This window comes from Bradyrhizobium sp. 33ap4 (assembly GCF_032654765.1).
GTDB classification, from domain to species: domain Bacteria; phylum Pseudomonadota; class Alphaproteobacteria; order Rhizobiales; family Xanthobacteraceae; genus Bradyrhizobium; species Bradyrhizobium australafricanum.
The window spans coordinates 1-14998 of sequence record NZ_JAUMTJ010000041.1; the positions used below are offsets into that span (position 1 = coordinate 1).

10 protein-coding genes are annotated in these 14998 nt (G+C 63.9%); 4 read left to right on the top strand and 6 right to left on the bottom strand.

Translation table 11 applies throughout. From position 1 onward, the window contains the following. The 4 genes from Q2M23_RS28135 to Q2M23_RS28150 all read right to left on the bottom strand — a co-directional run. Positions 1-335, bottom strand: a 335-nt coding sequence (locus Q2M23_RS28135) for a DUF6602 domain-containing protein (RefSeq protein ID WP_316397741.1), incomplete at its 3' end; no start/stop codon positions are given. A gap of 23 nt (positions 336-358) precedes the next feature. After that, on the bottom strand, positions 359-3346 hold the full coding sequence (uvrA, locus tag Q2M23_RS28140) for an excinuclease ABC subunit UvrA (protein ID WP_316397742.1): 2988 nt from the start codon (positions 3344-3346) through the stop codon (positions 359-361). A gap of 368 nt (positions 3347-3714) precedes the next feature. After that, on the bottom strand, positions 3715-4374 hold the full coding sequence (locus Q2M23_RS28145; protein ID WP_076828598.1) for an outer membrane protein: 660 nt from the start codon (positions 4372-4374) through the stop codon (positions 3715-3717). Between the two features lie 257 nt (positions 4375-4631). Beyond that, positions 4632-5378 (bottom strand): outer membrane protein, encoded by a 747-nt coding sequence (locus Q2M23_RS28150; RefSeq protein WP_076828596.1) that lies wholly within the window; start codon positions 5376-5378, stop codon positions 4632-4634. A 449-nt stretch (positions 5379-5827) separates the two neighbouring features. On the opposite strand from Q2M23_RS28150, the gene Q2M23_RS28155 reads away from it, so the two are divergent. From Q2M23_RS28155 to Q2M23_RS28170, 4 genes are all read left to right on the top strand, one after another. Continuing rightward, on the top strand, positions 5828-6322 hold the full coding sequence (locus Q2M23_RS28155) for a single-stranded DNA-binding protein (RefSeq protein WP_057018508.1): 495 nt from the start codon (positions 5828-5830) through the stop codon (positions 6320-6322). A gap of 259 nt (positions 6323-6581) precedes the next feature. Beyond that, positions 6582-6980 carry a DUF2306 domain-containing protein gene (locus tag Q2M23_RS28160; RefSeq protein ID WP_229189812.1) on the top strand — a complete coding sequence of 133 codons (399 nt, stop codon included), beginning with the start codon at positions 6582-6584 and terminating at the stop codon, positions 6978-6980. Positions 6981-7204: 224 nt separating this feature from the next. Then, entirely contained in the window at positions 7205-9931 is a 2727-nt protein-coding gene (gene gyrA / locus Q2M23_RS28165; RefSeq protein WP_316397743.1) for a DNA gyrase subunit A, read from the top strand. Between the two features lie 170 nt (positions 9932-10101). Next, complete coding sequence (locus Q2M23_RS28170; protein ID WP_316397744.1) at positions 10102-11877, top strand: adenylate/guanylate cyclase domain-containing protein; 1776 nt, start codon at positions 10102-10104, stop codon at positions 11875-11877. A gap of 88 nt (positions 11878-11965) precedes the next feature. Here Q2M23_RS28170 and Q2M23_RS28175 read toward each other — a convergent pair whose 3' ends face one another. After that, positions 11966-12925: an aminoglycoside phosphotransferase family protein gene (locus tag Q2M23_RS28175; protein WP_316397745.1), complete on the bottom strand. Its 960-nt coding sequence runs from the start codon at positions 12923-12925 to the stop codon at positions 11966-11968. A 21-nt stretch (positions 12926-12946) separates the two neighbouring features. Continuing rightward, complete coding sequence (locus Q2M23_RS28180; RefSeq protein WP_410469775.1) at positions 12947-14845, bottom strand: potassium transporter Kup; 1899 nt, start codon at positions 14843-14845, stop codon at positions 12947-12949. Positions 14846-14998 lie beyond the last annotated feature (153 nt).

Consider the following 14998-nt stretch of genomic DNA (forward strand, 5'->3'; position numbering starts at 1 on the left):
CGATCTGACAACTTTACCGGCTTCATCCATCTCGCTGCCGCAATGATCTGGATGCAATGAATGTCGATCGGTCCTAGGCCGCGCGGATATGATGGAGTGAGAACTAATATGTCCACCTGCGGACTGGATGAGCCATCCGCGAACAATATCCTTCCCTTTGTAACAATTCGGTAGGTTGCGGGCAGCCAATCGCGCAGGATTTCGGCCCAGTCCTCCTCGGCCTGATCGCCTGCCGTTCCTGGATCATCCTTACTTCGGGCTCTTATTCTAAGATAGGCGCTGTTGAGCGACTCCTTCACTGCACTCATCAAATTGAAGAAGTCGTGCTTTTTCACAATTTGACCCGGCAATGTCCTAACTACTCCGCCGCCTCGCTCGCTGAGCTCTTCCTTGGCTTGCTGTTCGCCTTCTTCAGCACCGGGGCTAAAAACTTGCCGGTGTAGCTGCGCGGCGCCTTGACGATGTCTTCCGGCGGGCCCCAGGCGACGATCTCGCCGCCGCCGTCGCCGCCTTCGGGGCCGAGGTCGATCACCCAGTCGGCGGTCTTGATGACTTCGAGATTGTGCTCGATCACGACAACCGTGTTGCCCTGGGCGACCAGCTCGTGCAGCACCTCGAGCAGTTTTGCGACATCGTGGAAGTGCAGGCCGGTGGTCGGCTCGTCCAGGATGTAGAGCGTGCGGCCGGTGGCGCGCTTTGACAGCTCCTTCGCCAGCTTGACGCGCTGGGCTTCGCCGCCCGACAGCGTCGTCGCCTGCTGGCCGACATGGATGTAGTCGAGGCCGACGCGGTGCAGGGTCTGGAACGTCTCGCGCACGCGCGGCACCGCCTTGAAGAACTCGGCGGCTTCCTCGACGGTCATGTCGAGCACGTCGGCGATGCTCTTGCCCTTGAACAGCACCTCGAGGGTCTCGCGGTTGTAGCGCTTGCCCTTGCAGGTGTCGCAGGTGACGTAGACGTCGGGCAGGAAGTGCATCTCGATCTTGATGACGCCGTCGCCCTGGCAGGCCTCGCAGCGGCCGCCCTTGACGTTGAAGGAGAAGCGCCCGGGCTCGTAGCCGCGCGCCTTCGCCTCGGGCAGACCGGCGAACCATTCGCGGATCGGCGTGAACGCGCCGGTATAGGTCGCGGGGTTCGAACGTGGCGTGCGGCCGATCGGCGACTGGTCGATGTCGATGATCTTGTCGATGTGCTCGAGGCCCTCGATGCGGTCGTGTGGCGCGGCGCCCTCGCTGGCGTTGTTCAGCTTGCGCGCGATCGACTTGTAGAGCGTGTCGATCAGCAGCGTCGATTTGCCGCCGCCGGAGACGCCGGTGACGCAGGTGAACAGGCCGAGCGGGATCTCGGCCGAGACGTTCTTGAGGTTATTGCCGCGGGCGTTGACGACCTTGATGGTGCGCCGATGGTTCGGCGGCCGCCGGTCGGGCACGGGCACCGAAAGCTCGCCGGTGAGGTACTTGCCGGTCAGCGATTTCGGGTTGCGCATGATCTGGTCGGGCGTGCCTTCGGCCACGATGTGGCCGCCATGCATGCCGGCGCCGGGCCCGATATCGAGCACATAGTCGGCGAGGCGGATCGCGTCCTCGTCATGCTCGACCACGACCACGGTATTGCCGAGGTCGCGGAGTCTCTTGAGGGTGTCGAGCAGGCGGGCATTGTCGCGCTGGTGCAGGCCGATCGACGGCTCGTCCAGCACGTAGAGCACGCCGGTGAGGCCCGAGCCGATCTGCGAGGCGAGGCGGATGCGCTGGCTCTCGCCGCCCGACAGCGTGCCGGAGGAGCGCGACAGCGTCAGGTAGTTCAGGCCGACGTCGAGCAGGAAGGTCAGGCGCTCGCGGATCTCCTTCAGGATCCGCGTTGCGATCTCGTTCTGCTGCGCGTTCAGCGCCTCCGGCACCGTCTCGAACCATTCGCCGGCGCGCTTCACCGAGAGCTCGGAGATCTCGCCGATATGCTTGCCGCCGATCTTGACGCACAGCGCCTCCGGCTTCAGCCGGTGGCCGTTGCAGCCGGCGCAGGGCACGTCGGAGAAATACTTGCCGAGCTCCTCGCGCGCCCACTCGCTCTCGGTCTCGCGGTAGCGGCGGTTGATGTTGGTGATGACGCCCTCGAACGGCTTCTTGGTGTCGTAGGAGCGGACGCCGTCCTCATAGGAGAACTTGATCTCGTCGTCGCCGGAGCCGTGCAGCAGCGCGTTCTGGACCTTCTTGGTGAGGTCCTTCCACTTGGTGTCGAGCGTGAACTTGTAGTGCTTGCCGAGCGCGGTCAGGGTCTGGATGTAGTAGGGCGAGGATGATTTCGCCCAGGGCGCGATCGCGCCCTTGCGCAAGGTCAGCTCCTTGTCGGGGATGACCAGGTCCTCGTCGATATGCTGCTCGACGCCGAGGCCGCCGCAGGCCGGACAGGCGCCATAGGGGTTGTTGAACGAGAACAGGCGCGGCTCGATCTCGGGGATCGTGAACCCGGAGACCGGGCAGGCGAACTTCTCCGAGAACAGGATGCGCTCGGGCCCGCTCTTGTCGTGGATTTTGGCGGTTTTCTTCTTGTCCTCTTTCTTGTCGTCCTGGGCGGCCGCCGCCGGCGCGTCGGCATATTCAATCACGGCGAGGCCCTCGGCGAGCTTCAGCGCGGTCTCAAAGCTTTCCGCGAGGCGCTGGGCGAGGTCGGGACGCACCACGATGCGGTCGACCACGACGTCGATGTCGTGCGGGAATTTCTTGTCGAGCGCCGGCGCCTCGGACAGTTCGTAAAAGGTGCCGTCGATCTTGACGCGCTGAAAGCCCTTCTTGAGGTACTCGGCGAGCTCCTTCTTGTACTCGCCCTTGCGACCTCGCACGACCGGCGCCAGCAGATAGAGGCGGGTGCCTTCCGGCAGCGCCAGCACGCGGTCGACCATCTGCGAGACGATCTGGCTCTCGATCGGCAGGCCGGTGGCCGGCGAATAGGGCACGCCGACGCGCGCCCAGAGCAGGCGCATGTAGTCGTAGATCTCGGTGACGGTGCCGACGGTGGAGCGCGGGTTCTTCGACGTGGTCTTCTGCTCGATCGAGATCGCCGGCGACAGGCCGTCGATCTGGTCGACATCCGGCTTCTGCATCATCTCGAGGAACTGGCGCGCATAGGCCGACAGCGATTCGACGTAGCGGCGCTGGCCCTCGGCATAGATGGTGTCGAACGCGAGCGACGATTTGCCGGAGCCGGACAGGCCGGTGAACACCACGAGCTTGTCGCGGGGAATCTCGACGTCGATGTTCTTCAGATTGTGTTCGCGCGCGCCACGGATCGTGATGGCGCGCGATGAGGAGCCGGCGTTCTGTTGGCGCTTCGCCTTGAGCACTTCATCCATAGCGACAGTTCCGGGCGCATGCTTGGCGCCTTTTGGGCGCGCATCGCCGGTGATGCCGGGACCTTGCGCCGATGGGGTGTGAAGACTGGAACGTAGGAAGAACGGTGGACAATTTCCAGTGCTGAGTCGCGTCCATCAACGGATAGTTTGCCTGATGGCAGCAGCCGTCAGCAGCGCCGGTTCCGCTAGAGCCTTTTCCCGCTTCGATGGGATCGGAACGGGAGCTCTGGATTCCTGCTGTGACGCGTTTTCTTGACGCGAACCGCAATTCACTTCGCTCGAAAACGCGCTTACGCAAAAAGGCCGGCGTTAGGCCGGCCTTTCAGTGCGATCTGACCGCCGATGGCGGTCAGGCAATTCGCTCAGGCTTAGTACTTGGCGACGATCGGGCCGCCGAAGTGATAGTTGACGCCGAACTGGGCGCTGTGCAGCTCGAGCGTACCGGACGGCACGCCGAAATAGTTCTCGCTGTCGAGGCTGCGATACAGGTATTCGCCCTTGATCGACCACTGCGGCGCGATGAACGCCTCGACGCCGGCGCCGACGGTCCAGCCGGAGTGAAAGTTGCTCTGCGAGGCGGTCACGCCGAGCGCGGTGACGCTGACCTCGTTGTTGGCCCAGGCGTAACCGCCGGTGCCATAGAACAGCACCTTGTCGACGGCGAAGCCGAGGCGGCCGCGCACGGTGCCGAGCGAGTCGATCTTGCTGCGGGCGGTGACGCCGAGCGCGGAGACCGATGCGTCGATGTCAGCGCCTGCGGCGTCGACCTCGAGGCCGTACACGATGTTGCCGGCTTGCCAGTTGTAGCCGATGGTGCCGCCGCCGAAGCCGCCTTCCATGCTCGGGGTGCCGGAGTTCTCGCTGGCGTAGCCGCCGAAGCCACCGACGTAGAAGCCGGTCCAGTTGTAGATCGCGGCCGGCGGCGGAGCCTTCACGTAAGGCGCGCGTGCCGCCATGTCGGCGGCCATTGCCGGTGCAAAAGCGCTCAGTGCAAACATGCCGGCCGAGGCCAGCAAAACAGTCCTCATTTTCAAAGTCCCAGTCCCATTTTCTTGTTGTCCCTTCAGATATCTTGAAGAGAGCGTCACAGCAGTGTCGCGTGACGTGCTGGTGCTTTACAGAGAAATGCCGGAACGTGTGTATCCGCGAAACCACAACGCACCGAAAACGGCCCCGGTGAGGTGCGCGTGCACACGCAACGAAAAAGCCGGCGCACAAACAGGCGCGCAAACAAAAAGGCCGGCGCGAGGCCGGCCTTTCGTCTGGATCAATCGGCCTGGCGCGATCAATAGCGCGCGACGACCGGACCACCCCACTTGTAGTTCACGCGGACGGTAACGAGGTCGACGTCCTGGCGATCGCGGATGGTGCTGTTCAGCGTGCCGTTGGGGGCGATCAGGTTATAGGTCTTGTCCTGCATGAACAGGTGGTCGTATTCGATGCCCGCGGTCCAGTTCGGCGCGAAGCCGACTTCGATGCCGGCGCCGACGGTGCCGCCCCAGCGGGTGTCGCTGGCGCTGCCGACCAGCACGCCGGTTGGGGTGAAGTAGGTGTTGAAGCGGTTGTCGGTCAGCGCCGCGCCGCCCTTGGCGTAGAGCAGCACGTTGTTGACGGCGTAACCGATCTGGCCGGTGAACAGGCCGAACGCGTCGATCTTGGACTGGTTGGTGAACAGGCCCGGGAAGATCGCGCTGTTGTTGCTGCCCTTCAGGTCAGCCCAGTCGCCCTGCGCTTCGAGGCCGAACACCCAGGCGCCAGCCTGCCAGCGATAACCGATCTGGCCACCGGCGACGCCGCCGGTTGCATCATGGCAACCATCTGATGCGAGGAAGATGCCGGCCGGGAGTTGGTCCCAGCAATTGTGGCTCGAGCCCCAGCCGCCGTTGGCGCCGATGTAGAAGCCGGTCCAGTCATAGATCGGGGCAACCACGGGCGGCGGCGCCTTGGTGTACGGGCGCGCAGCGAGATCGGCAGCCGCGGCAGGCGCAGCAAACGCAATCAGAGCAACCGTACCGAGCAAAAACTTCTTCATTATCAATCCCCCAGCACCCCGATCGGCTTCCAAACGGTCCCGAAGCACGATCCCAGACGCGAGCGCCCGCGCCATGGTTGGAGCTATACGCTGATTCAACCGCAAACGCAGTCTCCCAAATGCAACACTCGCGGGAGAAGTATCGATAAGGCAAGCTGCTGATTTGTTTGTTATTCTCCTAAATCTTGCTGCCGAGCGTCGGCCTGCACCGAGATCGACTGCCGCTCCGACGGCACTGGCCGCTTCTACGGATGGTTGTGGCGAACAAAACTGGAACGACGCCGGATCCGATGCTATATCTCGAATATCGTGGATAACCGGCGCGACGGCAAAGGCGGCGAGCCGGCACCGGCGTATAGGGTCATCCACGACGCCTGCGACGTAAGTGGCGAAGGTTGAGAGTGGCGGCCGAATGTCCGGACGCCCGGTTTTTGAGTGGAGATGATGCGATGGCGGGAAGCGTGAACAAGGTGATCCTGGTGGGAAACCTCGGCAAGGATCCGGAAATCCGGCGGACGCAGGACGGCCGTCCGATCGCAAACCTTTCCATCGCCACCTCGGAAACCTGGCGCGACAAGGGCACCGGCGAGCGCAAGGAAAAGACAGAGTGGCACCGCGTCGTGATCTTCAACGAGGGCCTCTGCAAGGTCGCCGAGCAGTATCTGAAGAAGGGCGCCAAGGTGTACATCGAGGGGCAGTTGCAGACCCGCAAATGGACCGACCAGAGCGGCGTCGAGAAGTACTCGACCGAAGTCGTGCTGCAGGGCTTCAACTCCAACCTCACCATGCTCGACGGGCGTGGCGGTGGGGGCAGCAGCTTCTCCGATGATGGCGGCAGCGATTTCGGTTCGGCCGGACCGGTCAGCTCGGCGCCGCGCCGCGCCGTCGCCGCGGGTGGTGGCAGCAGCCGCAACAGCGACATGGACGACGACATCCCGTTCTGAGCAGCGGTCGCGCTTCCGTCGATTCCGTCAGGCGCCGTTCCGTGAAGATCATTTCCCGGAACGGTCGTTGCGATCGGCACCAGCAATTTCCTCGTGTGGAATATGAGGATAACCCGGTAACTCTCTGTCAGAACGTCGGTGGTTCGACGCAAAGGGATGCGGGTTCCCTGGACTTTGACACAGCCTGATGTAAATGATATTTACATTTGGCTGCGGCATTTGATGCTTGGCCGCGAGCTTCACCCGAGGGCCGGCCATCATGAGCCTCGCGCCATTGCTCGACACCGCGCCTGCGATCCCGCTCCACGCCTTTGCCGCGATGGCCGCCTTCGTGCTCGGCTCCATCCAGCTCGCCGCCCCCAAGGGCACGCTGCCGCACCGGACCCTGGGCTGGATCTGGGTGATCCTGATGCTGGTGGTCGCCGGAAGCTCGTTCTGGATCCATCAGATCCAGCTGGTCGGTCCCTGGAGCCCGATCCACCTGCTGTCGATCTTCTCGCTCGCCATGCTGGCGCTCGGCGTCACGGCCGCACGGAGCCACAATGTCCGCCGCCACAGGTTCACGATGATCGGCATCTTCTTTGGCGCACTGCTCATCGCCGGACTGTTCACCTTCATCCCCGGGCGGATCATGCACGCGGTGGTCTTCGGCCACTGACGGGAGAGACAAGTAGCGAATGGCGGGTGGCGAATAGGGGATTTTTCCATTGCTGTTCGCCATTCGCCACGCGCTTCCCGACCAAGCCGTGGGAACCTTGGCGCTCCCCCCGTAAGTGCATGAAAAAACGAACGGAAAAACGGCTTGCCGGAGCCGCGCAAGGGTGGTTATCAGGCCTCCGATGGGCTATATGATTCCCCAGTAGAACCGACCGGATTTCCCCTTTGTCCGATAACGACGACCACAAGCCCGGCGAGCCGCCGGGACCCTCAGATATTCGTCCCGTTTCCATCCTCGACGAGATGAAGAAGTCCTATCTCGATTACGCGATGAGCGTGATCGTGTCGCGTGCGCTGCCCGATGCGCGCGACGGGCTCAAGCCGGTGCACCGGCGCATCCTCTATTCGATGCATGAGCAGGGACATACGCCGGACAAGAAATACGTCAAATCCGCCCGCGTCGTCGGCGACGTGATCGGTAAATATCACCCGCATGGCGACCAGTCGATTTACGACGCGATGGTCCGCATGGCGCAGGATTTCTCACTGCGCGTGCCGCTGATCGACGGCCAGGGCAATTTCGGTTCGGTCGACGGCGATCCGCCGGCCGCCTATCGATATACCGAAGCGCGGCTGACCCGGGCGGCGCTCGCCGTGCTGGCCGACATCGACATGGAAACGGTCGATTTCCAGCCGAACTACGACAACTCCGAGAAAGAGCCGTCGGTTCTGCCGGCCCGGTTCCCGAACCTTCTGGTCAATGGCGCCGGCGGCATCGCCGTCGGCATGGCGACCAATATCCCGCCGCACAATCTCGGTGAGGTCGTCGATGCCTGCGTGGCGCTGATCGACAATCCGGCGCTCACGATCGACGAACTGATCGACATCATTCCCGGACCGGACTTCCCGACCGGCGGCGTCATCCTCGGCCGCCAGGGCATTCGTAGCGCCTACCATCTCGGCCGCGGCTCGATTGTGATGCGCGGCAAGGTGACGATCGACACCATCCGCAAGGACCGTGAAGCGATCATCATCACCGAGATTCCCTATCAGGTGAACAAGGCGACGATGGTCGAGCGTATCGCCGATCTCGTCAAAGAGAAGAAGATCGAGGGCATCGGGGACCTGCGCGACGAGTCCGATCGTGACGGCTATCGCGTCGTCATCGAGCTGAAGCGCGAAGCGGTGCCCGACGTGGTGCTGAACCAGCTCTACCGATTCACACCGCTGCAGACCAATTTCCCGGCTAACATGCTGGCGCTGGATTCCGGCCGTCCGCAGACGATGAATCTGAAGGACCTGCTCACCATTTTCGTCGCGTTCCGCGAGCAGGTGGTGACCCGGCGGACCAAGTTCCTGCTCGGCAAGGCGCGCGACCGCGCCCACATCCTGGTCGGCCTTGCGATCGCGGTCGCCAACATCGATGAGATCATCCGCGTCATCCGGACCTCGCCCGATCCGAACACCGCGCGCGAGGCGCTGATGTCACGCGACTGGCCGGCACGCGACGTCGAGGCGATGATCACGCTGATCGACGATCCCCGGCATCGCATCAACGAGGACGGCACGCTGCGGCTATCGATGGAGCAGGCCAGGGCCATCCTCGACCTTCGCCTGCAGCGCTTGACCGCGCTGGGCCGCGACGAGATTTCCGAAGAGCTCGACAAGCTGGCGGCCGAGATCGCCGACTATCTCGATATCCTGCGCTCGCGCGCCCGCGTGCAGGGCATCGTCAAGACCGAACTGGCCGAGGTGAAGCAGCAGTTCGCCACCCCGCGCAAGACCGTGATCATCGAGCAGGAAGGCGAGGTCGAGGACGAGGACCTGATCCAGCGCGAGGACATGGTCGTCACCGTGTCGCATGCGGGCTACGTCAAGCGCGTGCCGCTGTCGACCTACCGGGCGCAGCGCCGCGGCGGCAAGGGCCGCGCCGGGATGCAGACCCGCGACGAGGATTTCGTCTCGCGCCTGTTCGTGGCGTCCACGCACACGCCGGTGCTGTTCTTCTCGTCGCGCGGCCAGGTCTACAAGGAGAAGGTCTGGCGGCTGCCGATGGCCGCGCCAAACGCGCGCGGCAAGGCGCTGATCAACATTTTGCCGCTGGAGCAGGGCGAACGCATCACGACGATCATGCCGCTGCCGGAGGATGAATCCTCCTGGGCCAATCTCGACGTGATGTTCGCGACGACCGGAGGCACCGTTCGCCGCAACAAGCTGTCCGACTTCGTCGACGTGCGCCGTTCCGGCATCATCGCCATGAAGCTCGGGGAAGGCGAGGCGATCGTCGACGTCCAGATCTGCACCGAGCATGACGACGTGCTGCTGACCGCCGCCGGCGGCCAGTGCATCCGTTTCCCGGTCACCGAAGTGCGCGTCTTCACCGGCCGCACCTCGATGGGCGTGCGCGGCATTGCGCTGCCCGAGGCCGACAAGCTGATCTCGCTGGCGATCCTGCGCCATGTCGAGACCACCTCGGACGAGCGCTCGGCCTATTTGAAGATGCGCCGCGCCGTGGCCGGCGAGGCCGCGACCGAGGAGCCGGTCGAGGCCGAGGGCGAGGAGACCGCGAATGCGATCCAGCTGTCGCAGGAGCGCTATGCCGAACTGTCGGCGGCCGAGCAGGTGGTGCTGACCGTCTCCGTCAACGGCTATGGCAAGCGGACCTCGTCCTACGAGTACCGCACCACCGGCCGCGGCGGCAAAGGCATCGTCGCGATGAGCGTCAACAACCGGAACGGCAACCTGGTGGCGTCGTTCCCGGTCGAGGACGCCGACCAGATCATGCTGGTCACCGACAAGGGTCAGCTGATCCGCTGCCCGGTGGCCGATATCCGCGTCGCCGGCCGCTCGACCCAGGGCGTGATCGTGTTCGACACCGCCGAGGACGAGCACGTGGTCTCGGTCGAGCACATCCCTGAAGAGGAAAACGGCGAGAACGGCAACGGCGGCTAGCGCCGCCGTTTCGGAGAACCCCAGCCCGAATGCAGCCAACGGGCGCGCAACAGGCGCGCCCGTTGACAGGCTCCGCGAAATCCGGCGGGCCTGCCGTACGCCCCTAGCCCAAGGGCAACGCCCTATGCTTTGATGGGGTCCGGCGGATCTACCGATTTCGGGAGGCCGTTGTGACCGATCATCGCGTTGAGCGGCGGCTTGCAGCTATCCTGGCGGCTGACGTGGCCGGATATAGTCGGCTGACCGGCCTGGACGAGGAAGGGACACACGTCGGGCTGAGGGAGTGTCTGCGTGGACTCGCTGATCCCAAGATCAGCGAACACCGTGGCAAGGTCGTCAAGCACACGGGCGACGGCGTGCTCGCCGAGTTTGGCAGTGTCGTGGATGCGGTGCGTTGCGCCATTGAGGTCCAGCGCGGAATGGCCGAGCGAAATGCCACGGTGCCGCAACTCAAGCGGATCGAATTCCGCATTGGCATCCACGTCGGCGACATCATCGTCGATGAAAACGATATCTTTGGAGACGGCGTCAATATCGCCGCCCGCCTTGAAGGGATCGCGGAGCCCGGCGGAATCTGCATCTCGGACGATGCGCAACGTCAAATCCGCGGCAAGGTCGATGCCGTGTTCGCGGACATGGGCTCGCAGAACCTGAAGAGCATTGCTGAGCCGATGCGCGCGTGGCGATTGCGGATAAACGCGGGCCATCCCGCGAGCGCCCCGATCGAGCCGCCGGTCGACAGCGCGCAAGCTCTGGCGCTCCCTGACAAGCCGTCGATCGCCGTGCTGCCGTTCGAGAATATGAGCGGCGACCCCGAGCAGGAATACTTCGCGGACGGAATGGTCGAGGAAATCATCACGGCGCTGTCGCGCTTCAAATGGCTGTTCGTGATCGCCCGAAATTCGAGTTTTACCTTCAAGGGCCGGGCGGTCGATATCAAGGAGGTCGGCCGCAGGCTCGGCGTCCGCTATGTCCTTGAGGGGTCTGTGCGCAAGGCCGCGGGGAAGGTTCGCATCACCGGGCAGTTGATCGATGCGGTTACCGGAACGCACATCTGGGCAGACAGGTTCGAGCGTGACCTGACGGACATATTCGCTCTCCAGGACGAGGTGACCGTCGCCGTCGTCTCGGCCATTCAACCAAAATTGCTGCAGATCGAAATCGGCCTGTCGGCACGGCGACCAGAGAACCTCACCGCCTATGATTTCTATCTCCGCGCCATGCAGCAGCATTACCTGATGACCCGCGAAGGATTGGCCGAGGCGATCAGGCTGGCGCATCGTGCATTGGAGCTTGACCCCAGGTTCGGCTTTGTCGCCGCTCTGGCAGGTCTCGCCCACATGCAGAACATCCTTTGGGGGCATGCCGTCGATCCTCAATTTGACCGCAAGGAAGCGGTTCGGCTGCTTCGCCTGGCATTGAGCATCGACGATGGTGATGCGGAAACATTAGCCTGGGTTTCCCTCACCTCGGCGTACATGGTCGGCGATTGTGAGAGTGAGATCGAATTGGCCGACCGGGCGGTCGCTCTTAATCCGAATTCATATCGCGCATGGACCGCCAGAGGCAGCGTCTACAGAGTTGCCGGGCTTCCCGATGAAGCGGTCCGGAGTTTTGAACGCGCCATCCGCCTGAGCCCGTTAGACCCGCGGCTACCCATCACGTTTGTTGGGATGGGGATGGCCTTCATCGAGCTTCGCCGCTTTGACGAGGCCATTGCCGCAGCGAATAAATGCCGGCGCCAGAATGCCTCCTATTCGCTGGCCTACCGTTGTCTCGCGTCCGCGTTCGCTCATCTCGGACGCGACGCGGAGGCGCGCGAGGCGGCGGCGCTCCTGCTTCAGCTCGATCCCGCCTTTACAATTTCCGCAATGATCGCCAGGGGCGGGTACCCAAACGCGCAGCTGTTGATCGAGGGGCTTCGGAAGGCGGGATTGCCCGAATGAATTGTGCCCGCGGGCGCCGACGAGGCGGCCGTCGGGAGCCCGCGGGCTCTGACAAGCCCTTAGCCGGGTGCGCTTGTGGGAACGTGGCCTAGACGGCGCTTTCCAGTTCGCGCGTGAGCGCGGGAAGGGCATCGATCCGGCCGATCTGCGCGAACCAGCACCAGAGCTCGAGCGTGCAGGCCAGCCGGTAGAGCGCGATCGTGGCCTCCCAGTCCGGCCGGCCGCTCGTGCCGTGGCCCGCGAGCAATCCGTCGCGCTTCGGCGCGTCCTTCGGCGTGAAGTAATAGAGCGCCTTGGCGACGTCCATCAGCGGATCGCCGGCGGTGGCATTCTCGAAATCGACGATGCCGGTGAGACGCGGCTGCCCCTCCGGTGTCACCAGCACGTTGCCGGCGTGGAAGTCATAGTGACAGAGGCGGGGCGTGTCGGTTGCGTCGAGCAGGACGCTGCGCGCCAGGATGCCGGCCCGCAGCCGCGCGGCCAGCGTTTCGTCCCCGCCGCGCGTGCAAAACTCGGTCAGCTTCCGCTCGAACTGCGCGGACATGTAGGCGCGGTTGGTCGGGTACGACGTCCAGACGCCGTGCGGGCCGATATAGCCGAAGCTGTCGAGCGTGATGCCATTGATACGGCGGAGTGCCGTGCCCATGGCGGCGTAGATCGAAAACAGCTCCTGATACGTCAGCGCCGCCTCGCGGTTGCCGAGCACGACGCCGTCGAGCTTGCTCATCAGCACAAAATTGAAGTCGATCAGCGCGCGGCTGTCGTCGGCTATGAGGATGCGGGGAATGGCAATGCCGGCGTCGCGCAGAAGACCGAGGACATAGACCTCCTTCGCCATCTTCCATTGCAGCTGGGCGGGGTAGACCTTGAGGATGCAGCTTGGCGCGTCAGCCCGCGTGATCTGGAGGATCGTGCTGATCTCGCCGCCGCGTAGCTCGGTGATGCCTGCCACGCGCGCGCCTGGCGCAATCCGATCGATGATCGCCTGAGCCTGATCGATCGAAATCGCCAGCCGCGGCTTCAGCTGAAGAGGCGGATCGTCTGACATGTCCGCATCCGGGCTGTGGGACTAGATCTCGATCTCCGTCCCGAATTCCACGACCTGTCCGGTCGGCACGCCGAAGAACGCCGCCGACCGTTCGGCGTTGCGCTGCAGGAACGCGAACAGCGATTCCCGCCATACCCACATGCCCGGAATGTCTTCCCGCGGGATGATGGTCTCGCGGCCGATGTAGTAGGTCACATCGGTCAGACGCAGACCGGGCAGTTTGCCCTGACGACAGGCGAGCTTTAGCCCTTCGTAAACGGTGGGATATTGCATGAAGCCGTAACGCAGGATGACGCGGATGATGCCCGGGGTGACGTCGTGAACCACCACGCGATCCTCGTCCGGGATGCGGGGGGATTCCTCGATCTGTACGGTGACCAGCAGCACGCGCTGGTGCAGCACGTGGTTGTGCTTGACGAACTGGGTCAAGGCAAGCGGCACGCCGTTAGGGGCGGAGGCGAGGAATATGGCGGTGCCCGGCAGCCGGCTGTGGCACTTGTTGACCGCGGTCTCGATCAGATCTTCTTCCGGCTGACGCAGCTTGCTGCGCGCCGTCTCGACCAGTTTCACGCCGCCGCGCCAGGTCAGCATCAGGAAGGCCACCGCAGCGGCGAGCAGCAGCGGGAACCAGCCGCCTTCGAACAGCTTGGTCGAGTTCGCCGCAAAGAAGATCGCGTCGATGATGAAGAAGAAGCCGTTCACCGCGATCACGATGATCGGCGAATAGCCCCACTGGATCGCGACCAGCGCTGCAAGCAGCGTGGTGATCGCCATCAACAGCGACACTGCGATGCCGTAGGCGCCGGCGAGCGCGTCCGAGGTGCCGAAGGCGAGCACCGCGCCGAGTGTCCCCGCCGCAAGCATCCAGTTCACCAGCGGCACGTAGATCTGCCCGATCGCATCGCTCGTGGTGTGCTCGATGTGCATGCGCGGCAGGAAGCCGAGCTGGATCGATTGCTGGGTCAGCGAGAACACACCCGAGATGATGGCCTGCGAGGCAATCACGGTGGCAATGGTCGCGAGCAGCACGAGCGGGTAATGCGACCAGTCCGGTGAGAGCTGGAAGAACGGGTTTTCGATCGCGGTCGGATCGGTGATCAACAGCGCGGCCTGGCCGAAATAGTTCAGCACCAGAGCGGGCAGGCAGACGGCGAACCAGGCGAGCCGGATCGGAAAGCGGCCGAAATGCCCCATGTCGGCATACATCGCCTCACCGCCGGTCACCGCGAGGAAGGCGGCGCCAAGGATGGCGAAGCTGACGTGGAAATCCTGATGGATCAGGAAATCGAATGCATAGAGCGGGCTCAGCGCAACCAGCACGCCGGGCGCCTTGACGATGCCGTGAATGCCGAGCGCTGCCAGCACGGCGAACCAGAACAGCATCACCGGACCGAAGATCCTCCCGATGAAGCCGGTGCCCTGCTTCTGCATCATGAACAGGCCGATCAGGATCACGACGGTGATCGGCACCACCGCAGGGGTCAGCGAGGGCGCGTCGACCTTGAGGCCCTCGATCGCCGACAGCACCGAGATGGCCGGGGTGATGGCGCCGTCGCCATAGAGCAGGGCGGCGCCGATCAGGCCGACCACCAGAAGATGGGCGCGCCAGGTGCCGGGCGCCGCGTTGCGCGCCGAGAGCAGCGCCAAGAGCGCGACGATGCCGCCTTCGCCGCGGTTGTCGGCGCGCAGGATCAGCATCGCGTATTTGATCGAGATGATCAGAATCAGCGCCCACAGGATCAGCGAGACCACGCCGAGCACCGCGCTCTCGGTGAGCGGACCGCCATGGGTGGCGGCCTTGGCGGCTTCCTTCAGGGCGTAGAGGGGGCTGGTGCCGATGTCGCCATAGACGACGCCCAGGGCACCGAGCGTGACGGCAACCGGGATCGGACTGGACGGGGGGTGGCCAGAAGAAACGATGGCGGGCGTACTCGTCACGGCAATCCCCCGATGTCTTGCGCGCGCCGGGTCATCCGGCCGGGCGCCTTAGACGATAGTCTGCGACGGGACGTCGCAAATTACCATTGGGTTTTGTGTGACGGCCTGACCTTACGCCAGGCTGACGAGGGACGT

What these genes read in the sequence shown, in the direction of transcription:
- Q2M23_RS28175 (WP_316397745.1), bottom strand. Translation starts at nt 12,925, where the DNA reads ATGTCAGACGATCCGCCTCTTCAGCTGAAGCCGCGGCTGGCGATTTCG.
- Q2M23_RS28160 (WP_229189812.1), top strand. Translation starts at nt 6,582, where the DNA reads ATGAGCCTCGCGCCATTGCTCGACACCGCGCCTGCGATCCCGCTCCAC.
- Q2M23_RS28155 (WP_057018508.1), top strand. Translation starts at nt 5,828, where the DNA reads ATGGCGGGAAGCGTGAACAAGGTGATCCTGGTGGGAAACCTCGGCAAG.
- Q2M23_RS28145 (WP_076828598.1), bottom strand. Translation starts at nt 4,374, where the DNA reads ATGAGGACTGTTTTGCTGGCCTCGGCCGGCATGTTTGCACTGAGCGCT.
- uvrA (WP_316397742.1), bottom strand. Translation starts at nt 3,346, where the DNA reads ATGGATGAAGTGCTCAAGGCGAAGCGCCAACAGAACGCCGGCTCCTCA.
- Q2M23_RS28150 (WP_076828596.1), bottom strand. Translation starts at nt 5,378, where the DNA reads ATGAAGAAGTTTTTGCTCGGTACGGTTGCTCTGATTGCGTTTGCTGCG.